Origin of the sequence: Anaerocolumna sp. (assembly GCF_032079385.1) — a bacterium.
GTDB lineage: Bacteria > Bacillota > Clostridia > Lachnospirales > Lachnospiraceae > Anaerocolumna.
Map to the genome: position 1 here is coordinate 226,172 of NZ_DAMAUC010000002.1, position 21,394 is coordinate 247,565.

Annotated in this window: 19 protein-coding genes, 1 tRNA gene and 1 pseudogene; 12 read left to right on the plus strand and 9 right to left on the minus strand. The window is 35.3% G+C overall.

The window, feature by feature from the left end; all coding sequences use genetic code 11:
- Position 1: 1 nt before the first annotated feature.
- The 7 genes and pseudogenes from RT261_RS02720 (at position 2) to RT261_RS21100 (ending at position 3,717) form a co-directional block, all read left to right on the plus strand.
- A complete protein-coding gene (locus RT261_RS02720; RefSeq protein WP_313129042.1) occupies positions 2-925 on the plus strand; it encodes an ABC transporter ATP-binding protein in 924 nt (307 codons plus the stop codon).
- Entirely contained in the window at positions 918-1,709 is a 792-nt protein-coding gene (locus tag RT261_RS02725) for an ABC transporter permease (protein WP_313129044.1), read from the plus strand. The genes RT261_RS02720 and RT261_RS02725 overlap by 8 nt, the downstream gene beginning before the upstream one ends.
- 44 nt (positions 1,710-1,753) lie before the next feature.
- Entirely contained in the window at positions 1,754-1,972 is a 219-nt protein-coding gene (locus RT261_RS02730; RefSeq protein ID WP_313129047.1) for a hypothetical protein, read from the plus strand.
- Between the two features lie 285 nt (positions 1,973-2,257).
- Complete coding sequence (locus RT261_RS02735) at positions 2,258-2,746, plus strand: hypothetical protein (RefSeq protein ID WP_313129050.1); 489 nt, start codon at positions 2,258-2,260, stop codon at positions 2,744-2,746.
- Between the two features lie 79 nt (positions 2,747-2,825).
- A complete protein-coding gene (locus tag RT261_RS02740) occupies positions 2,826-2,999 on the plus strand; it encodes a hypothetical protein (protein WP_313129052.1) in 174 nt (57 codons plus the stop codon).
- A 42-nt stretch (positions 3,000-3,041) separates the two neighbouring features.
- Positions 3,042-3,569, plus strand: a pseudogene (locus RT261_RS02745) (recombinase family protein); the annotation flags it as partial.
- A gap of 37 nt (positions 3,570-3,606) precedes the next feature.
- The gene (locus RT261_RS21100; RefSeq protein WP_313129314.1) at positions 3,607-3,717 is read left to right on the plus strand and encodes a DUF4368 domain-containing protein; all 111 of its coding nucleotides are present in this window, start codon (positions 3,607-3,609) and stop codon (positions 3,715-3,717) included.
- A gap of 205 nt (positions 3,718-3,922) precedes the next feature.
- Here the strand turns inward: RT261_RS21100 and rpsU are convergent, their stop codons facing one another.
- Both rpsU and alaS read right to left on the minus strand, forming a co-directional pair.
- Positions 3,923-4,099 carry a 30S ribosomal protein S21 gene (rpsU, locus tag RT261_RS02755; protein ID WP_033166800.1) on the minus strand — a complete coding sequence of 59 codons (177 nt, stop codon included), beginning with the start codon at positions 4,097-4,099 and terminating at the stop codon, positions 3,923-3,925.
- A gap of 245 nt (positions 4,100-4,344) precedes the next feature.
- On the minus strand, positions 4,345-6,984 hold the full coding sequence (gene alaS / locus RT261_RS02760) for an alanine--tRNA ligase (RefSeq protein ID WP_313129055.1): 2,640 nt from the start codon (positions 6,982-6,984) through the stop codon (positions 4,345-4,347).
- A gap of 180 nt (positions 6,985-7,164) precedes the next feature.
- On the opposite strand from alaS, the gene RT261_RS02765 reads away from it, so the two are divergent.
- From RT261_RS02765 to RT261_RS02775, 3 genes are all read left to right on the plus strand, one after another.
- Complete coding sequence (locus tag RT261_RS02765; RefSeq protein ID WP_313129058.1) at positions 7,165-8,865, plus strand: S8 family peptidase; 1,701 nt, start codon at positions 7,165-7,167, stop codon at positions 8,863-8,865.
- A gap of 258 nt (positions 8,866-9,123) precedes the next feature.
- On the plus strand, positions 9,124-9,717 hold the full coding sequence (locus RT261_RS02770; protein ID WP_313129061.1) for a 50S ribosomal protein L25: 594 nt from the start codon (positions 9,124-9,126) through the stop codon (positions 9,715-9,717).
- 357 nt (positions 9,718-10,074) lie between these two features.
- Positions 10,075-11,103, plus strand: a complete 1,029-nt coding sequence (locus RT261_RS02775; protein WP_313129064.1) for a LacI family DNA-binding transcriptional regulator — start codon at positions 10,075-10,077, stop codon at positions 11,101-11,103.
- Between the two features lie 456 nt (positions 11,104-11,559).
- Here the strand turns inward: RT261_RS02775 and RT261_RS02780 are convergent, their stop codons facing one another.
- From RT261_RS02780 to RT261_RS02790, 3 genes are all read right to left on the minus strand, one after another.
- On the minus strand, positions 11,560-12,255 hold the full coding sequence (locus RT261_RS02780; RefSeq protein WP_313129066.1) for an SDR family oxidoreductase: 696 nt from the start codon (positions 12,253-12,255) through the stop codon (positions 11,560-11,562).
- 128 nt (positions 12,256-12,383) lie between these two features.
- The gene (locus RT261_RS02785; protein ID WP_442871757.1) at positions 12,384-13,403 is read right to left on the minus strand and encodes a radical SAM protein; all 1,020 of its coding nucleotides are present in this window, start codon (positions 13,401-13,403) and stop codon (positions 12,384-12,386) included.
- Entirely contained in the window at positions 13,375-14,229 is an 855-nt protein-coding gene (locus tag RT261_RS02790; RefSeq protein WP_313129072.1) for a 5'-methylthioadenosine/S-adenosylhomocysteine nucleosidase family protein, read from the minus strand. The genes RT261_RS02785 and RT261_RS02790 overlap by 29 nt, the downstream gene beginning before the upstream one ends.
- Positions 14,230-14,422: 193 nt before the next feature.
- Between RT261_RS02790 and RT261_RS02795 the strand changes: the two genes are divergently transcribed.
- Both RT261_RS02795 and RT261_RS02800 read left to right on the plus strand, forming a co-directional pair.
- Positions 14,423-15,301, plus strand: coding sequence for an acyltransferase domain-containing protein (locus tag RT261_RS02795; RefSeq protein WP_313129074.1), 879 nt, complete (start codon positions 14,423-14,425; stop codon positions 15,299-15,301).
- Between the two features lie 53 nt (positions 15,302-15,354).
- Positions 15,355-16,158 carry a hypothetical protein gene (locus RT261_RS02800; protein ID WP_313129077.1) on the plus strand — a complete coding sequence of 268 codons (804 nt, stop codon included), beginning with the start codon at positions 15,355-15,357 and terminating at the stop codon, positions 16,156-16,158.
- 148 nt (positions 16,159-16,306) lie between these two features.
- Here the strand turns inward: RT261_RS02800 and RT261_RS02805 are convergent, their stop codons facing one another.
- From RT261_RS02805 to RT261_RS02820, 4 genes are all read right to left on the minus strand, one after another.
- Positions 16,307-18,712: an ABC transporter permease subunit gene (locus RT261_RS02805; RefSeq protein ID WP_313129080.1), complete on the minus strand. Its 2,406-nt coding sequence runs from the start codon at positions 18,710-18,712 to the stop codon at positions 16,307-16,309.
- A 1-nt stretch (position 18,713) separates the two neighbouring features.
- Entirely contained in the window at positions 18,714-19,598 is an 885-nt protein-coding gene (locus tag RT261_RS02810) for an ABC transporter ATP-binding protein (RefSeq protein WP_313129082.1), read from the minus strand.
- Between the two features lie 13 nt (positions 19,599-19,611).
- Positions 19,612-20,838, minus strand: coding sequence for a hypothetical protein (locus RT261_RS02815; RefSeq protein ID WP_313129084.1), 1,227 nt, complete (start codon positions 20,836-20,838; stop codon positions 19,612-19,614).
- A 464-nt stretch (positions 20,839-21,302) separates the two neighbouring features.
- Positions 21,303-21,374, minus strand: a tRNA-Glu gene (locus tag RT261_RS02820).
- Between the last annotated feature and the right edge of the window lie 20 nt (positions 21,375-21,394).

The window sequence follows — 21,394 nt, forward strand, 5'->3', positions numbered from 1 at the left end:
AATGAGTGGTTATGCAATTCAGACAAAGCAGCTCACAAAACGATATGACAAGCAAATAGCAGTCAACAAAGTCAATCTACATGTGAGTGCAGGAAAAATTTACGGCTTATTGGGTAGAAACGGTGCGGGAAAAACAACAATTATGAAAATGCTTATGGGGCTTACAGAGAAAACATCTGGAGAAATAGTTATTTTCGATAAAATGTTCCGTAAGGGCGAAAGGGATATCTATTCCCGGATTGGATGTATGATTGAAGCCCCTGCCTTTTACCCCAATCTTACCGGAACTGAGAATTTACGAGTCATGGCGAAATTACGAGGTGTTACAAGGAAAGACGCAATAAAAAAGGCATTAGGGACTACGGGACTTCCCTTTAATGATAATAAAACCTTTTCACAGTATTCCCTTGGAATGAAACAACGTCTTGCCATTGCCAATGCTATTATGCATGAACCGGAATTGCTGTTCCTTGATGAACCTACCAATGGACTTGATGCAATCGGCATTGCTGAAATGCGGAAACTGATAAAAGAAATGAGCACAATACAAGGAAAAACCATTCTGATTTCCAGTCATATTTTGTCTGAAATTGCACTGCTTGCAGATGATATTGGAGTTATTCATCATGGTACTCTTTTAGAAGAATCCAGCTTTTCAGACTTAGAAAAGAAAAATCGAAAATACCTTCTGTTTCAGGTATCACAAATAGCGAAAGCAAGCAACATATTGGAACAAAAATTTGGATTAACCAATTATTCAGTTGAAGATAATCAGTATATCCGCATTTATTCCTTTGATGTGGATATAGCTGAAATAAATAGGGTCTTTGCGCTCAACGACATTGCAGTATCAGGTATCCAAACCAGAACCGATAGTTTAGAAGATTATTTCAAGAAAATAACAGGGGGTGCGGGCATTGCATAATTTGTTTATTGCAGAAATCATCAAGCTGAAACGGAAAAAAATTCTTGCGCTCATTGTTGCCGCTTTTGTAATTGATGTGGTTATTATCTTGACGACAATAAATGACGGTATGCCCCAACCACAATTTTTGGGGTTGTACCGCAGGGCGTTCACAACGATATCTTCTGTTCTTCATCCGCTAATCATAAGCCTTATTGGTATTTATATTGTAAGTGATGAGTACAAGAATGATACCATTAACCACATTGTTACCGCACCTGTCCCACCAGCAAAATTTGTATTTGCAAAAATAATGATTTTGCAAGCTTTAACATTATTATTAACTATTGCAGTAGCAATTATATTTGGCATTTGCTTCATTCTATTTGGTGAGGGCAATTCAATAAAATTGTTAGAAAACGTAATCCTCCATCTGTTTGTGAACAGCATTACTTTTACTCTTGCCTTTTTGCCAATCTTATTGATTGTCATAATATTTAGAAGTAACATAATTATTCCCATTGTTTCGCTTCTCGTATTTTCGGGAGTTATTATTCTAAAAAATTCAGGAACGATTAGCGTTACATCAAACTCTATAAGCGAATGGGTTTTGAATTATCTTCACCCTTTAGGAAATGCATCCATGATAGATAGCGCATTAACATACCGTTTCGTCCCAAATCCGGAAGTGTATGGGATTATTTCGCCGGATATTAACTGGGCTGTATCATTGGCTTGCTTTCTTGGTGTCCTATTACTAAGCGTTGGTTTCAGTATTGTGATATTAAATAGACAAAATCATTAGTGTTTATTATGGTACAAAAAACATTTCAAGATTGGAGAGATAGAGTGAGAAGATATAGAACAATAACAAATCTTCTTCTATGTACAGGTTGCTTGCTTGTGATTGGAGCTATCGGGTTTATATTCTATGCTTTGGGGCATCCAGAAGGTTCATTTCCTTGGGGATTAGAACTTACTTATCTGTTATACATGGCATATATAGTGGTTACTGTTCTTACTTTTTTATTCGCTCGTTTTTTATGGAAGAAGCGTGAAAAGAAATAGGTTTTTTTAATACTATAACATTCATATGGATATTACCCGCCAATAAATATATTTTGTGGGCAGAATTTGTATGCACAAGAAATATACCAATTCAGCAGACCACATTTAAGGTTTTGACATTCACGCCCCAGCTTGACAAACCTCACCGGACCTGTTACCATAAATTTACGGCAGAGAAGGCCGTACCAAAAGAAGAATAACGAATAGAAGCAAAGCCTGATAAAATCGACGCCTGCCGTGTCGGTTCTGTCAGGCTTTATATTTTCCCCCGAAAGGAGGTGCAAAATGAAACCCTATACCACCGTTCAACTCAATGTGAAGGTAACCGATACCACCGCTGATTCAATAAAGCGGCTGGCCGCCTTCAACCAGATCACCGTTGCCGAGCAGCTCCGCCGCTTTATCGAGGAGGGGCTGTCCGTCAACAGCAACGCCCAGCATATCGACCTGATTGCCAGCATCATCCGTCAGGAACTGATGGCGATTTACCACCCGGCTGACATTCAGCGTTTGGTGGCCAGGCAACTGGAGGAAACATTGAAAAGATTCGAGAACACCCAGCGTAAAAGCGGCAAGGCATCCGCTGCCGGATACTTCCTGCTGCTCAAGGTGCTGATGTACCTGACAGGACAACTCAGCGTGGAAGACTTTACCCGTATGGCGGAGCAGGCAGGACAAATGGGCGTGGAATTTATGAAGCAGAGCAACCAGACCATCAACGATATTTTGCGGGACGGCAACTATGCCTGCGGCACGGCAAGCAGTAACCTGTAAACCATGAAATCGAAAGAAGCGCCCATAGGGACTTAAAATATACCAAACAATTTAATCCTGTTTTGAAGGGAGGGGGCACATGAAAAGCCTTGGACAATCGAACATCACGATTACCGAAGGCGACAAAGAGAAGCGTAAATTTGAAATCGGCGGGGCGATTTACCTTGTGACTGCACACTACAAGGAGCAGAGCGAAATGACCGCTGCGGACAAGGTAGCCCGTTTAATTGAAAAAGAGATAGAAACGGCATAGAGAGTCAATTTTGTCTGGACGCGCAGAGCGATTCCGGGTAAAATGGATTCATACAATTTATTCGGAATCGTTTTGGCTGTAAGGAAGAAAGGAGTAAAAACATTGTTACAGCAAAACGAGAAAGTCACGGCTCTCTACTGCCGTTTAAGTCAGGAGGATGAGCTTGCGGGCGAGTCCGGCAGTATCCAGCACCAAAAGCAGATATTGAGGGAATACGCAGAAAAGAACGGCTTTCCCAACCCAAAGGTATGGGCGGACGATGGATATTCAGGTGTTAGCTTTGACCGCCCCGGCTACAGTGAAATGATGGCGGAGGTGGAAGCCGGGAACGTATCCACCATCATCGTCAAGGATCATTCAAGGCTTGGCAGAAACCGCCTTGTCATGGGCTATCTCATCGAGGAAAAGTTCCCTGACTACGGAGTGCGGTATATTGCCATCAATGATTCTGTGGACACGGACAAGGGGGTGGACGAAAGTCTTGCCATCCGTGACCTGTTCAACGAGTGGCACGCCAGAGATACCAGCAAGAAAATCAAGGCGGTGAAGATGGCGGCGGCAAAGCGTGGGGTGGTACACCGATATTCAGAAGGTGACACCTGAAATCGTGCGGGAGTTTATTGAGAAGATCGTGGTGCATGAACGTTCCGAACGCTGGAAGAAGAAAAACTATACCCAACAGGTTGATGTCTATTTCAACTTTGTGGGCAAGGTTTAAGACAAGAGAAAAGCCGTAGGACTTGATATCCTACGGCAAATCTTAAAAACTGAAAACATCCTTATTGACACGGGGCTTTAACGATTCTCCTTTTATGCACTGTATTTATATTTCTTAAAATTCTATTCCAAAACGAAATCAAACCCCTAAACCATTCTCTTGAATGACCTAAGGGTTTAAAAGTTTACTTTTGTAGACTTTATTCTTATTTGAATTTACGTTTACGAGCAGCCTCAGACTTTTTCTTACGTCTTACGCTTGGCTTTTCATAATGCTCTCTTTTACGGATTTCTTGCTGAATGCCTGCCTTTGCACAGTTTCTCTTGAATCGACGTAGAGCACTATCTAAAGTCTCATTATCTTTTACAATAACATTTGACATAGTCTCACACCTAACCTCCCTCCAGTTGTGTATTGTGCCTATACAACTGTTTGGGTATAATTTGAATAGCACTATTAAGATTATATTATTGGTTATCCTTTTTGTCAATAGCTTTTTCCATTTTTGTATATTATGAATGTATTACATTTGCAACGATTGTTACTATATATTATTATGATAAGAAATAAAGCCAAAAATTATACTTATATTTAAATAATTTTTCAAAAAGGTATTGACTTCAACCTTTATTTAATTTGTCCTTCTAATATGGAACTAGCCTTTGCTATTAATTCATCAACACCGTTAGGATTTTTTCCGCCTGCCTGTGCCATGTTCGGACGGCCACCACCACCGCCACCAACTAATACAGCAAGTTCTTTAATTAAATTTCCAGCATGAGCGCCTTTCTTCATTGCTTCGTCGGTAGCCATAGTAATTAAATTTACTTTACCCTCCATAACAGAAACAAGTACAATAACGCCTTCACCCATCTTATCCTTGAGTTGATCCCCCAGATTACGTAATCCGTTCATGTCTACATCAGGAACTTTAGCTGCTAATAATTTCACGCCTTTCACTTCCATTACCTGATCCATAACATCGCCTAAAGCATCTTTTGCTAATTTATTCTTTAGCTTCTCATTCTCTGCTTGAAGAGCTTTAATTTCTTCATGTAAAGTCTCGATTTTTTTAGAAAGCATAGCAGGTTCTGCTTTGGCAACTTTTGCAGCTTGATTTAGTTCTTCTTCAATCTCTTTATAATAAGCGAATACACCTTTTCCGGTTAAAGCTTCAATTCTTCTAACGCCTGCTGCCACACCAGTTTCGGAAAGTATCTTAAATACAGTAATACTTGAAGTGTTGCTTACATGTGTCCCACCGCAAAGTTCCTTACTAAAATCACCCATGGTTACTACACGGACATTATCGCTGTATTTCTCACCAAATAAAGCCATAGCACCTGTTTTCTTAGCTTCCTCCATGGACATAATCTCAGTACGAACCGTTAAACCGGCCGCAATCTCTTCATTAACGACTGTTTCTACTTTCTCAATCTCCTCTTTGGTTAATGCCGAGAAATGTGTAAAGTCAAAACGCAGTCTATCACCGGATACATAAGATCCAGCCTGTTCTACATGAGAACCTAATACAACTCTAAGGGCTTTTTGTAAAAGATGAGTAGCGCTGTGGTTCTTTCCAGTTGATAATCTGTTATCCATATCAATTGCTAAATCAACGGGTTCCGCAACTTTAAATATTCCTTTTGTTACTTTACCCACATGTCCAATTTTACCGCCTTGTAATTTAATAACATCTTCTACTTCAAATTCTGCATCAGCGGTTGTAATAGCCCCAATATCTGCAACCTGTCCACCGCTGGTTGCATAGAAAGGAGTCTCCTCAACTATTATTGTGCCACTTTGACCTGCAATCAACTCATTAACAATATCATTTTCTGTAGTTAAAGCAGTAATTTTAGATGTATGTTTGAACTTATCATATCCAACAAAAGCACTGGTTAAACTTGGATCTAACTGCTGGTAAACCGTTTCATCAGCACCCATATAATTAGTTACGGCACGTGCACTTCTTGCAGTTTCTCTCTGTACGTTCATGGCTTCTTTAAAGCCTTCTTCATCAATGGCAAAGCCCTTCTCTTCCAGAATTTCTTTGGTCAGGTCAATTGGGAAGCCATAAGTGTCGTATAATTTAAACGCATCTTCACCGGATAAAGTTTTTTGACCTGTTTTCACCAGGTTTTCTTCTAATTCTGAAAGTATACTTAAGCCCTGATCGATTGTTTTATAGAAATTGTCTTCCTCTATAGTTAATAGTTTAAGAATATAATCTTTCTTCTCTTCTAATTCCGGATATCCATCTTTAGAGTTTTCAATAACCGTTGTACTTAAGGTAGCTAAGAAACGGTCTTTAATTCCAAGAAGACGTCCATGACGAGCCGCTCTTCTAAGTAATCTGCGAAGAACATAACCTCTTCCTTCATTGGAAGGAATAATTCCGTCTGAAATCATAAATGTAACCGAACGTATATGGTCAGTTATTAAACGTATGGATACATCAACTTTAGGATCTTGCTTGTAAGTAACTCCTGCAACCTGGCATACTCTTTCACGAAGGGCTTTAATGGTATCTACATCAAATATTGAATCAACATCCTGAACTATAACAGCAAGTCTTTCCAGCCCCATACCGGTATCAATATTTTTCTGAGATAATTCTGTATAGTTACCATTTCCATCATTCTCAAACTGTGTAAATACATTATTCCAAACTTCTATATAACGATCACATTCGCAGCCCACGGTACAATCTGGTTTTCCACAACCATATTTTTCACCGCGGTCATAATAGATTTCTGAACATGGTCCGCAAGGTCCTGCACCATGTTCCCAGAAGTTATCAGCCTTACCAAAACGGAAGATTTTTTCTGCCGGAACACCAATTTCTTTATTCCATATATCAAATGCCTCATCATCATCTACGTATATAGAAGGATATATTCTATCAACTTCTAATCCAACTACTTCCGTTAAAAACTCCCATGACCAAGCAATTGCTTCATGCTTAAAATAATCACCAAAGGAAAAATTACCAAGCATTTCAAAAAAAGTACCGTGTCTCGCCGTCTTACCAACATTCTCTATATCACCGGTACGTATACATTTTTGACAAGTAGTAACTCTTTTTCTTGGGGGAATTTCTTGTCCTGTAAAGTATGGTTTTAAGGGTGCCATACCGGAATTAATTAATAATAAACTCTTGTCATTTTGTGGAACAAGAGAAAAACTGTTTAATTTTAAATGCTCTTTACTTTCAAAGAAATCTAAGAACATTTTCCTAAGTTCATTTACTCCATATAATTTCACTATGTTTGCCTCCTACGCACATCAATGTTTTCTCTCTTGTTTCTTCTATAATAAGAGAGTTCACTAGTAACTCATTATAAATATTATTTAAATATTTGTCAATAAAATTGCAATAGGCATAGAATAAAGTAATGTTAATCTCATATATTTAATAACAAGTATTAAAATGGGGGGAGTAACTTGGATTTAGAATGTAGAGAAAGAATATATAGTGAAGACTATTTTGATTTACTAATAGAATATGGAAGATATATAGGTGAACTACAGGCTAATCCAAATTTATGTTACACCATAATTAATATCACCCATGCCGCTGTATATTACCCGATTGCCGAATTACCAAGTAATTTTCTTCAAATATATGGTTATGGCGCTATTCCTTCTTGTTTTGGACTTTTAGACATGCCAAGCTTAGAAGCCTCCGGTGTTAGAAGAGTACGTAATATTCCTACATTAGATTTAAGAGGCCAGGGTGTTTTAGTCGGCATTATCGATACCGGAATCGATTATACTCATAGTGCTTTTGTAAATGCTGATGGAACCTCAAAGATTATCTCTATCTGGGACCAAACTATCATCACTGATAATACACCGGAAGGTTTTTTTTATGGGACAGAATATACCCGAGAGCAAATTAATGAAGCTTTAGCCAGTGAAAATCCCTTATCTATTGTTCCAAGTGTTGATGAAGATGGTCACGGAACCTTCCTGTCAGGTATTGTGGTAGGTAATCCGGATGAGGCCAATAATTTCAGTGGAGTTGTTCCTGAATCGGAGTTAGTTGTTGTTAAATTAAAGCCTGCAAAAAACAATCTGAAAGAATTCTTTTCAATTCCTCCGGAAGCCCATTGTTATCAAGAAACGGATATTTTACTTGGATTGAAATATTTAAGTGGAATCGCAGAAAGCTTGCGCAGACCAATGTCTATTGTAATTGGACTTGGAACTTCTCAGGGAGCACACGACGAACGAGGTGCTTTAAGCAGTTCTGTATCAAGGGTAGCCGATCACGGAGGGATATCAGTAAGTATTGCCGCTGGAAATGAAGGAACCTCCAGATTACACTACTTAGGTACTATACCCGACAACGAGGACTATGATACCGTAGAGCTGCGGGTCGGAGCAAACGAATACGGATTTTCAATGGAGCTTTGGGGTGATGCTCCAAATACTTATTCTTTAGATATTTTATCACCTTCCGGAGAATATATCCCCCGAATTCCTGCCAGATTCGGTGAATCAAGAGAAATTCGTTTCATTTTTGAAGAAACAGTTATTTTGATAGATTACCAACTGGTAGAAGCCCAAACAGGTGATGAACTTATTTTATTAAGATTTAGGAGACCTGCCGAAGGAATTTGGCGATTTCGAGTCTATGCCTCAGGTCCGCTGGAAAAACGTTTTCATATATGGATGCCTTTGCACGATTTTTTAACCAGTGATACCTATTTTCCAGAAGCAAATCCTGAATACACACTGACTTCTCCGGGTAATTCTGTAGTACCTATCGTAGTTACGGCATATAATATTGTCAATCAGAGCTTGTTCTTACAGGCGAGCAGAGGTTATACAAGAACCAACGTCATAAATCCCAATTTTGCATCACCGGGAGTTAATTTAATTGGTCCTGCACTAAACAATCAATATACGACCTTTTCGGGAACCAGCGTTGCCGCTGCTCATACAGCCGGTATCGCTGCTATGCTGTTGGAATGGGGCGTAGTACGCAGAAACCATATACTTATGGATAGCGTAGATATCAAAAATCTATTGATACGCGGTGCAAGGAGAGACCCTAATATTGTCTATCCCAATCGTGAATGGGGTTATGGAATATTGGACATTTATAATACTTTCCTTAATCTAAGAGGGGATGTTTAGGTAACCATAATTATATTTTCAAATGTGAATATGTATTTTTATTTTTCAGTTTTTAATTATATTTCAATATTTTATTTTGATTAATTTTATCCGAATTTTATTATTTTACGATAATTATATCGCTTCCTTGACTTTTTTCTAATAACATATATAATTATAGTTAAGTTTTTATTTTTTACTAGGAAAGTGCCAATAAATTTTCTGTTTTATATGGCCTTTAATAGTAAAAATTATTTACAATTAAGGAGGTTAATAATTATGCAAGAAACACCGATAATGGAAGTAGAAACAAGATCTGAAATTAAGAAAGGTAAGAATAAACAGTTAAGAAATAGCGGGTTTATCCCTGGTATTATATCCGGTAAAGGTATGGAGTCCATACCGGTTGCCGTTAAAAAAGATGAATTTAGACAATGTTTAAACAAATTCGGAAGAAACGCCATTATAAAACTGAATAGTTCAGATGGTAAAGAATATAATGTTATGGTAAAGGGATTTCAAACTTCCCCGTTGTATTACGAGATTATTCATATAGATTTTCAGCAAGTTTCTCTTTCCGAAGAAATAAAAGCTCAAGTACCTATTAAAATTACGGGTCAGGAATTAATAGAAGCAAAAAGATTGATATTAAACAGACAATTAGACGTTGTTTTAGTAACTGGATTACCTCAGGATATTCCTGACGATATAGAAGTTGACGTATCTAATCTTGCTTCAGGCAGTACAATCAAATTAAGTGATCTTACGTTACCTAAAGGATTAACCATAGCCAGCGGAACTGATCAACTGCTGCTCTCAATTAATGATGCCCGAGTACAGGAACCGGAAGAAACTGAAGAAGAGGAAGCTTAAGTTCTATAAGTATAAATTAGTTTGGATGTATCCTTTCATCCCTATACTGCAATAAGTTGAATAATGAAAACAATAAAAGGCTGTTACAAATCAATTTGTCATTGAATAAACATCATTCTCCAGGTAATTCGAGATTGTTAAAATCAAAATGACAATATGGTAACAGCCTTTTTTATTATTTATAATATAATTTTATGCGTATCAAATTAATATTTTGCACTATTTCTATGGAATAATCGTGAATTTTTTAGTAAAACAAATTTTAATTTTTATCTAGTAAAACATTTCATTTTAACATATAATTGTACTTGAGTAGATTGATGTACTACCAAATAGTATGAAAGGGTTGAATAAAATTTGAATATAAAGGAATTAGCCAAAATTGCTGGTGTTTCCCCTGCTACAGTCTCTCTTGTATTAAACAACAAAAAAGGTGTTGGCGAAGAAACTCGAAGACATGTGAATGCGGTTCTTGAGGAATATAATTATGCCATCCCTAAAAGGACCAAAAGTACACCTAAGAATATATTATTTATAAAATATATAGAACAGGATTTAATGAATGAAGAAAATTTCGAATTTACTGCAACTGTTTTGGATTCCATCGAAAACGATTGCCGAAACTTTGGATATAGCCTGAGTATTTTAACTTCAGAAAATTGTCTGGAAGAAACATTACAAAGTATTGATTTTACTTTATACCAGGGATTGATTCTTTTAGGTACAGAACTGGATTTTCATACATATCCGTTGCTAGATAAAATCCCCATCCCTTATATAGTAATTGATAATAAAATGCCCCATATGGAATGTAATTGTATCGCACTAAATAATAACGAAATGGTTTATAAAGCTCTATATCATCTTGCCAATTTAGGTCATAAAACAATTGCATATTTTAGAAGTAATAAAATTACTCCAAATTCCGAAGAGCGTAAGAATTGTTTTTTAGCAGCATGCGAAAAATGTAATTTAACTTATGAACCGGTGAATGAATTATTATTAACCCCTACTTTACTGGGAGCGTATCAAAGTATGAAAGAATATTTAGAGCACTCTACTTCACTACCAAGTTGTGCCTTTGCAGACAGTGATGCTATTGCTATTGGAGCAATGAAAGCCTTAAAAGAATATAATTATAAAATACCCGAAGATATTTCTATAATTGGATTCGATGATATACCCTTTTCTGCAATAAACTCTCCTACTCTCACTACTATTGCTGTTCCTAAAAAATTAATTGGTTCTATGGCTTTGAGACAACTTCATACTACCATTGAAGATCCAACTTTTCAAAACATTAAAATTTTTGTAGGCGGAACAATTGTTGTTCGTGAAAGTACGAAAGAATGGACAGGAATAAATAATTATGAAAAAATAGATTAAATTCCCCGCATTCAGTGGTATGAAGCGGGGAATTATTTATATAGGTTTAAATATTGGGCCAAGTAAGATAAACAGTTTTCTACATGAGGGAGTTTATTAACATTTAGTTAAGTAATTCACTTAATTTTATTAAAATACCGCTGTAATATAAGTAATTAAATTGTTTTTTAATGTTTCAGAAATGAATTCTTTGTGATTATTTCTTATAATGTTTAGCTAACATTTAGTTATTTTTTAGGCTGTTTTTAATTCTTATTTATTAAACTATCATCATTATACTACTAACAAATTGTATATGTCAACTATTTTCTACCTTTTTTCATGATTTTCTTTTAAAAAATAAATATTTCTTAGAATTAGTTTTAAATTTGACAACATTTTTGAAAAACGTTTAGTTTTTATTCTTAAAATCATTTATTAATCATTTACTAAACTTATTATAAGAATATTATCTCTCTATTTTTTTCTTGAAATTTGATGTCTCTGGGGTTGTAATGTTATTTCAGATATAACCGCCCCTTCTCTTTGATTTAATATCATATCAACAGTTTCAGCCACCTCGTTTGCCAAAAGATAAGTATCTTCCTTCTCACCTTGATAAAAATCAGCATTCCGGTAAAAATTCGATTTAGTCATATCTGGATGAATCACTACTACTTTTACTCCATATTTTCTAACTTCATCAAATAAGCTTTGAGAAAAACTAGTAAGCCCCGCTTTCGTCGCACCATAAGCGCATCCATGGGCATTAGACTTTTTAGCAGTAATAGAAGAAATATTTATAATGAAACCCGAATTCTTTTTTAAATCTCGTAGTAATATCTGGGACAGAATCATAGGTACTTCCAGATTAACAACAACCATCTCCTGAATCTTTTTTGTGCTTTGTTCTTCATGAGGCCCAAAATAACCAACACCAGCATTATTCACTAAAATATGAACTTCCTCTTCCTTACGAATTTGTTGAATTATATTGCACAAATCAGAGATATTTCTCACATCACAATTAATCGGAATAAAATGTTCTGCCTGATAATTTGTTCCTGAAAAATCTCTACCAAGACCGAAAACTTTATATTCATTTTTGACCAGAACCTTACTGATTTCCAAACCTATTCCGGAGGAGGCTCCGGTAATAATAGCTGCTTTCATTTTATAATATGCTCCTTTCAAAGTCTGTAAGCTTGATGCATAGTACAAATTGCTGGCAAAATTCTTTTAACCTTCCAGACATAATGCCGTTTTAAGGCGCTTAAATAGTATATGAAACTATCTTTCCTTCACGCTTCCCATAGGAATATTTTATCTTCCGGAATAAACCTGCTTATCTTCTCATAAGCAAAAACTATCATTTCTTTTGATAGTTTTTTACCATACTGGAAAACTCCATTCTCATTTTCAAAAGGATATTGGATAATCTGAGAATCCGGCCTTTGTTTCCTCATTTGCTTCATATAATCATGAGAAACACGAAAAGCTCCAATACTAGCATCTTTTATTTTATCTCCAGAAATTGCAGAGAATGTCGTTTCTATCATGTCAGAATATAAATTTCTCCAATCTTCTATATATAACATAGGATCAAAACACAACCTTACAGGAAACCCTTTTTGTATTGCTTCCTGAATGCAGCTTAACCGTTGGTTTAAAGATGGTGTATTATGTTCAAAGCGTTCTGCTATCCCTTGGGGAGATAGTGTCCATGCAAATATTATGTTTTCATTGGGAACCAGTCTGTTAAGTGGAGAATGATTAGCACTTTTGGTTCTTATTTCAATCGTTAGGCCGGAATGTTTTAAAGCAAATTCCGACCATTCTTTCACATATCCCAAAATATTTTCCATTGCCAATAAATCTGTATCATAAGAAACACATAAATAAACCGGATGTTTTTTCAATAACAGCTCCACTTCTTTAAAAATATCTTCCAGGTTCACAAATATAACCTGATTGGCTGATGGATACATTCCCTGCAGATAACAGTACTCACAATCGTATACACAGTTCATTACCGAGGAGGAGTAATAAAAGTGCTTATTTCCAAAGTCCTGACATACTGGTGCTCCCTCATATAAAAGCTTCTTCTGTTTTTGAGCCAAAATCAGACTTGGACTTTGTTTTTGCAGCATATAATTTTGATGACTCCTACAAAAAACATCTTTATAATGGTTAATTTCTACCAATGTGGAATTAGGAAAATGAGAAAGTACTCTTTGTGTAATCGGATGATTATAAGCCGTTTTCTCTATATAAATGTGGGAATAATGCGAATTATATAAGTTTTGACTTAAGTTCTTCAAAATATATCTTCCCTTCTGTTTTCGTTTTACAGGGCATATCAGAATTATCCATATATTGATTTATTCTGTCACACAAGCTTCCATGAATAAGCTTATGGTAACGTAATATTTGCCGCAGCTGATATTCCATAGATACGGAACATTGTAAATTGGTAACAACTTTGCTTATGCACTCCTCTTCTTCCGGCAAAAAAGAAACCGGATTAACCAAATAATTTCTATGGATCTGATCTACCCAGGATGTTATCTTCTCTATATTCCCTTCCATTAATCCCGTGACTTTTTCAGGTGTTATCTTCTCTCCTGTACCATAATCAGATACAACTTTTAAGAAAATCAGCTGATGGGGTTGAAAAAAGATACTTGCTCCTTGATAAACCCCTGCTGCTTCCATATCTATGAGAAACTCATTATCCCCACCTGCTTTTTCCTCTACATTTTCTTTTTTATCATTTATAATGTTAGGGCTGCTGACAATACCACTTTCTAAAAAAGAATGAGCAAAAAGCATATCCGGATAATAACTTCTTCCAGTTACCTGTTCTATAATTTTATTACATAGAAATAAATTTCCCAAGGAAATATCCTTTTTCTTCGCCGCACAAATTCCTATGTTAATAAAAACATCAGATGGCTCAGGAATATGTTTCGAACATAGATAGGTCACTCCAATTGCTGCATTAATACTTCCTGTTTTAGTAATGATTAATATGATCGTGTCATTTCGAAATATTTGAAATTTACTTTCTGTCATATCCTTTTTTAAATTATAGTGCTGTATAAAGGGTTGTGCCTCACAATATAATGCAGTTGAAATATATATCATATCTTTAGCCTTCTTTATTGTTATAATGATATATATTATGGTTTAAATCAATTAGGATGTCAATGGGCTTATCTATAAAGGCTTTAATATGCAATAATAAATAATAAGATATTGCCATCGCGTTTTATATAAGATAAAATAGACTAAATAAACAAATTAAGAGTTAACAAATACTTAAAAAGGTGGTTAAATTATGAGCGATGAATTGTTTTTAACAGAACTAATGACTAAGATACACTTTCCCCAAGAAGCCCAAGAAGTATATCTGGCACTGCAACAACGAATATTACATAATCCCCAGCACAATAATAGCATGAAGTCTGCTGTTCAATTGTTTATGCATACTTCTTCCGAAAAAGCATTTGAAGAAATTGATAAGCTTTCTGCTGAACTAAAAGAACATTCCTATACAGTGTCTATGTTACTTTTACTATTATGTGCCAAACCTTTAAAAGAGAAATACATAGAAAATGAATTACCTGAGGATATTTATTGGGATTCCATAAAAGATCTTGGATATAAATTAAAGGAATGCTACCATATATACGGTATATGGGGCACCTTTGTTCGTGACTGGTTTCCAGGTTTTTACCAAATGTCACGTTTTGCATTAGGCCGTTTGCAATATGAATATGCTTCCTTTTCCTTTGATACAGTTACCATAAACGGTACAACCATAAAATCCGGTGATAAAGTTCTTATGATACATATTCCCTCCAGTGGATCCTTTACAAAAGAGGAACGGTTAGAATCTTATCATATGGCTAAAAAATTTTATGGCAAGGAATTTGACAATCAACCAATACCAGTAGTTTGCGATTCCTGGCTTCTTTATCCTTCATATAAAGAGGTTTTTCCCAAACACTCCAACATCCGCAGTTTCATAGATGATTTTTCTTATATATATGAAAAATCGGAAGAAGAATTCCATGATGCATGGAGAATATTTGGCACTGATTATAAAAAGCCACCAAAAGACTGGCCCCAGACCACCTCTTTACAGAAAGCATTTGCAGAATACATTATAAATGGCGGTAAGGCCGGAACCGGTTATGGTATATTTATTTTATAATCTCTACTAAAGGAGATAAATAATGGAATAGTTATATACTCAGGAGAGCAAAAATGGAAGATGCTAAAAAATGCAAATATTGTCAAAATGAAATTGATAAAAAGGCAAAGGTATGCCCAAGCTGCAATCGCAAACAAGAAGGTAAGACAAAATTCATTATTATTGGTATTATTCTGATACTCTTGGTCCTGATAGGTGTATTAGGTAAAAAGAAGGCTAAAGACAGCACAGATCTTGCAAATCAAATAACTAACAAACAAAGCAGCGGTGATAATAAAGAATCGGATTCTGCTAAAAATACAGGCAGCGAAAAAGGCGAAGCCAAAACTTCCTCAGATCCTACTGTCGAACCAGCAAAAGAATCTAAGTCAGAGCCTGGAGAAGAATCAGTAAAAATATATAATGACGGTATCTATAGAGTTGGTACAAAGATTCCTGCTGGAGAATATGTAGTTTTTGCTGCTGATGATGTTCTAAATGGTTACATGGAAATAGCATCTTCCAGCAGAGGAACCTTAGAAGATGCAATTGCAAATTCAGCTTTTACCTATAATACAATTGTAACTGTTAATGATGGAAATTACTTAATCCTTGACGGAGCGTATGCTATATCCATTGACGAAGCCAAAGAATTAGATCTCACCAGAGAAGGTATGTTTAAAGTAGGAGTACATCTAAAAGCCGGGGAATATAAATTTGAATGCACAAATGAATCTACTGCTTATGTTCAGGTAAGAAGCGACAGTTCACATGATTTTGATTCTATTCTAACAATTGAAAGTTTTGAAGATGAAAAGTATATTACGGTAGAAGATGGACAATATTTGGATGTCTTCGGTTGCCATATAGTCCAATAAATCAACTTAATAATCCCCTGCACATATTTAATAGTGTGCAGGGGATTATTAAGTTTCCAAGTTATTATGTAGCTAAAATTAAAGAGAAAAAGGTGGTATAACCCTTATAATAGATAAAAGTTAAAACGTTGAAAAACTTATAACTTCTCTAACAAAAACCACGTTTGCAGAATTTTAAATACGCAATAACTTCTGTAATAACTCCCAGTAAAATTAGCACTACAAAATAAATAAAAGCAAATAAGACGGAATCTTCTTTTGTAAAAATATCATACAATTGAAAACCAGCAACCAAAGAACCCTTTTGAAAAATAGCTTTTGAAATAAAGCTGAAAATAAAAGGAACTGTTAAGACAATCATTCCGCATAAAATTGTCAGCGTCTGCTTTTTAAGTATTTGAGACAGGAGATTCATAATACTTGTCATTACAAAAGCCGTAAGTAGCTGAAGCGTAAGAAGAATTATGATAAACTGGGTCATATTTAAATTAATATTAAATCCACCATACTGCTGAATACTCTGGATTGGTGCTTTCCAATCTGTAAGTTTATATCTATATATTAACGTAATATAAAAAGGAAGATACAAAATGACCATTAGGAGAAAGGAAGTTGCATAAGCTATCATACTTTTAAAGAAAAACAGACGTCCTCTGCCGTTTCTTGTACTTCTGATAATATTTATCATACCTTTGTTATATTCACAGCAGAAAATATTTCCCAGGCTTAAAATCAATAAAACCGAATAGATTAATCCTGTCAGTAGATCTCTCGCTGAATTATTAAACAAGTAGTCCGAAGAAATAGTACTTATAAAATGACCCCGAATTCCTTGTTCCTCTTCCAGCTTTACCAGATATTCGTATTGCTTTTTAGCCGGCTGGAACCCTATAATCTGCTGCGCAAATTCGGACAGTTTCATGGATTCTACCTCATAATCATCTTTACTGATTTGATGATTTTTCATTTGCTCAGCTAATTTTTGCGCTTGGTTTGGTATATTATCAAATCGCTGCTGTTCGTTTTCCATCCATGTATTTTTTTCATCCGTAATCTCTCCTTCCAGTTGCATTGCATAGTAATGATAGAGTATCTGTTTAGAGTCAAAATACATCTCTTTTAAATTCAGATTGCTAAATCCAATGATCAAAGCCAGTATAAACAGAAAAAGGATTTTGTTGGATAAAAGGTTTTTATATATTTCTTGAGTTAAAAGATTCGCAGAACCTTTTTTTAATTCAATTTTCTTTTTTTTCTTAAAAAAACTTAGGTCTAAGTACATGTATTGATTTAAATTCTTTGTAAAGCTGAGCAAATAGAGAATTAAACATATTACCCCGGCAATTATCATTGTAGCAATTGTTGTTACTCCCCTTGAAACGGGATATCCAAAGATGTTAAGGTTGGTGTAATTGGCAATAAGATTGTAGCTGTCCAAAAAAGCAAATATATTCAGATATTTTAATACATTAATATAGGAAGAAGGATAAATAAATTGGTAAAACAGGAAACTGAATGTTAGTACAATACCAATACATACATAAGTTGTTTTGGTATTGGAAATGGTGATGAAAAACAAACCTGAAATAACAGCAAAAAGTATCAGGCTCAATAGTTTGAGAATAAAAAAGAAGGTAAAATACTCGTATAAAGTCATTGGCGTTTGAGCATCCCGAAAAATGCCCATAGACTGAATCAATCTCCCTGGGTCCCCAAATCCAAACATGTTTTCTGCTACACAAAAATTAACGCTATAGAATAAAATTGCACATACTAAAGTTACAGATATCAGGGTCACAATTTTGGATAAAGCCAGTGCAAGTCTTCCTTCTTTTGTTGATCTAACCAAATTTAACATTCCGCTTTCCCTTTCCTCCGAAAAGAGAAAAACACCGCTTAAAATAATAAGTGTTATAAGAAAATAATCTGTTAGCTTAAAAGTGGAAACAGCAAGCACACCTTCTGCCTGACCTAAAGACAGCGATATCCCTTTTAAGTCCTTAAAATCAGATATGGTTTTTATAATATTTCTGTAAGCAAAGGTATTATCCTTATTGAAGACGGATATACTTTGCATACTCTCGGCTTTTTCTTCCATGGAATTAATAAATTCCGGATAGGAAATTATATATTGAAGCTGTTTTATTAAAAAGTGGTTTGCTACATTTATTGATTGAAGCATATCTGCGTTATTAAGATACCCTTCATAACGTGTTATCAGCTCATCATAAGAAATAGGCTTAGGCAGGGCATCTAAACCATATTGAACATCGTTTCTGATGATTGCCTCATCAATTCCCTTTTCTCTTTGTCCCGCTATTATACTAACCAGAGAAAGGTGACTGCTTTGAATCATAAGTTCATTAAGAGCCTGCTGTGGGTCCATCTTGGAATATTTAGACTGAAGTTCTGCGTATTCCTTGGTATTTTTATATAATACATCTGTTTGTTCGTTATAAAACAAAAACCAGTTAAGAGCAAATAAAATTATGGCTATAAATAGTAATACTTTTTTCTGGTATAGCTTATAGAATTCATACTTAATCAGTTTCATGTCATTCACCTTTGTTTTCGTGAAATAAATAGAGGTATATATCTTCAAGTGTGGTAGGAGCACTAACCCCTCTAAATTCGGCTGGGCAGATATCAGAAACCACCTTTACACAGATTTCGCCGCTTTTTTCGCCTACAATATTACTTACCAGATAGTTTTGTTGTATTTCTGATAAGCTTTCCGGCTTAACATGGAGCTGCCAGACCTTATCACTATATTGCTCCATAACTTCAGCGGGAGTTCCCTGCAAAAGTAACCTGCCTTCCTTGATAAATATTAATTCTTTAGCAATATATTCAACGTCCGAAACAACATGAGTAGCCAGAATCACGACTTTATCAAGAGAAATCTCACTTATAAAATTACGAATCCGGACACGTTCCTTAGGATCAAGCCCTGCCGTCGGCTCATCAAGGATTAAGACTTTGGGATCGTTAAGTAATGCCTGAGCAATTAAAATACGCTGCTTCATACCTCCAGAAAAGCTTCCCAGCTTTTTATTCCCATCATCTTTTAAGTTTACAAGGTCTAAAACATATTCGATTCGTTCCTTCGCTCTTTCTTTGGGCAGCCCTCTTAGTGCCGCAAAATACCATAAAAAGCGCTTTGCTGTAAAGTCTTCATATAAACCCTGTTGTTGGGGCATATAACCTAAAATATCCCTAAAATTCTTGCCCATTGTCAATATATCTGTTCCATTTAAAGTAATGCTTCCCCCGTCAGCCTTAAGGTTATCTGTAATGATATTCATTAATGTACTTTTCCCAGCCCCATTTGGCCCTAACAAACCATAAACTCCGGGAGTAAGGTTAAGAGAAAAGGAGTCAAGTGCTTTCCTTCCACCTTTTTTATAGGTTTTTGAAACATTATTTATTGTTAATTCCATTTTTCCCCTCGCTTTAGTGCTTAATAATTATTCCAGGAGTCATTTTCTCCTTATCAATTTCAAAAAATAATTTAAAATTTATTAATCCACTTTCAAAATCTTTTTTCTCTGCATAATATATTTGATACATGGTATCCGTTGTATTTTCAAGGAAAAGATGTTCTTTGCTTCCAGGAATAAGCTGGGAAAGTTTTGAATAATTACCGGTTTTTGCAGAAGCCAGAACTTTGCCGTTTTTATCGGTTACATTAAGACACTGCTCCTCTTTAGGCTTAGAAAAATCCGACCACTTTAAATCATCTAAATATATGTATTTTCCATCCGTATATATCTTGTCATAAGGCTCTGTCTCAAAGCTTTCTTTCCCATCCGTTCCATCAAGTGCAAACTGCAAGTCCTCTGTGTTAAGAACTTCCCCTGTTTCCTTATCTAGTGTCGTATAAGAAAAAAGAATTCTATCATTTAGGAAAGCAAAGTTACCTGGAAATGTATCTCCCTTTTCTTTAAACATACAGGAAGTTTTTCTTGTTTCAATATCATATCGCATTATCCTCGTTGTTACTATCTTGGTATTATGGGCGTATTCCATAAAGTATAGATTCTGACCATAGCAGATAATATCCTGAATATTTCCACCTGGAAGTTCTCCTTCGTATATTGTGACAGGTTTTTGGGAGGAGGATTTATTTAAATCATATACATTAATTCCATAGACCGGCGTTCCGTCACTTTTATACACTGTAGATGTCACATAGACTTTGCCCCGATGAATTGCCATTGATCTGGGAGGATATTTAAATTTAACAACCGTTTTTCTCTTTGTCCCATCCTTTGAAAGTTTATTAAGTATAGCAGTACGGGCACCTAGTCCTTCTAGTATTTCATCTAATACATAGACATTACCATCAAAATAAGTTACGCCACCATCACCGTAAAAGAATGCATTACAATAAATCATTTTTTCCGGGTCCGTTTCATTCTCATGTAGACAATTGGGTTTATTGCAGAGAATTACTGGTTTCATTGTTGATTTATCTGCATAATAGAGGTAAAATCCACTTAAGAAGTAGTATCCCTCTTTGCTTTCCGCTATGGTTTGAAAAGAAGCATCTTTCATGTATGTATATTGAAAATCCTGTTCTTTAATATATGTGTTAGCAGAATTATAGGACCTTGAGCATGCCGTTAAAGTTAATGCAGCCAAAAGTATCATAAAATACACGGCTATTTTTTTTTGCATCGTAATACCCCCCTGAACTTTAATATTCAGCAGTATTCCCCTGAACAGACGAATAGGTTGTTGCTGTTGCTGAGCTGTTGTTCATGGAAAAGCTTCCATATTTATCCTATCACGGTATGTGTTAAAATGCAATAGTATTACAGCTAATGATTAAGTCCTGTATTTGAATTATTAATAGATTTAGAGGATTTATCAGACTTAAAAGTTGAATTACAAGTTAGCGAAACTTATTCAAGTATTGTATATAGTTCACTGAATAAATCATAACACTCTTTTGAAATATTCAAAATTAAAAATGTAAGGCAAAAATCAAAGATAGTATAATGAATTATAATATAAAATCATAGAAACTTAGAAAAAACTTAGAAAAATTCATATTCTCAAAAAAACAAGCCACTTCAGAGGATTTTCTAATCACTCTAAAGTGGCTTATGTATAAGATTTCATAACTATATTAATATTAGCAGCTCGTACGAGAATTGAACTCGTGATTCCGCCTTGAGAGGGCGGCGTCTTAACCACTTGACCAACGAGCCTTGTGACAACGAATATTCTA

Coding starts and splice junctions, on each gene's coding strand:
- RT261_RS02720 (WP_313129042.1), top strand. CDS start 2: ATGAGTGGTTATGCAATTCAGACAAAGCAGCTCACAAAACGATATGAC.
- RT261_RS02735 (WP_313129050.1), top strand. CDS start 2,258: ATGAAACCCTATACCACCGTTCAACTCAATGTGAAGGTAACCGATACC.
- RT261_RS02740 (WP_313129052.1), top strand. CDS start 2,826: ATGAAAAGCCTTGGACAATCGAACATCACGATTACCGAAGGCGACAAA.
- rpsU (WP_033166800.1), bottom strand. CDS start 4,099: ATGTCAAATGTTATTGTAAAAGATAATGAGACTTTAGATAGTGCTCTA.
- RT261_RS02770 (WP_313129061.1), top strand. CDS start 9,124: ATGCAAGAAACACCGATAATGGAAGTAGAAACAAGATCTGAAATTAAG.
- RT261_RS02780 (WP_313129066.1), bottom strand. CDS start 12,255: ATGAAAGCAGCTATTATTACCGGAGCCTCCTCCGGAATAGGTTTGGAA.
- RT261_RS02790 (WP_313129072.1), bottom strand. CDS start 14,229: ATGATATATATTTCAACTGCATTATATTGTGAGGCACAACCCTTTATA.
- RT261_RS02795 (WP_313129074.1), top strand. CDS start 14,423: ATGAGCGATGAATTGTTTTTAACAGAACTAATGACTAAGATACACTTT.
- RT261_RS02800 (WP_313129077.1), top strand. CDS start 15,355: ATGGAAGATGCTAAAAAATGCAAATATTGTCAAAATGAAATTGATAAA.
- RT261_RS02805 (WP_313129080.1), bottom strand. CDS start 18,712: ATGAAACTGATTAAGTATGAATTCTATAAGCTATACCAGAAAAAAGTA.
- RT261_RS02810 (WP_313129082.1), bottom strand. CDS start 19,598: ATGGAATTAACAATAAATAATGTTTCAAAAACCTATAAAAAAGGTGGA.
- RT261_RS02815 (WP_313129084.1), bottom strand. CDS start 20,838: ATGCAAAAAAAAATAGCCGTGTATTTTATGATACTTTTGGCTGCATTA.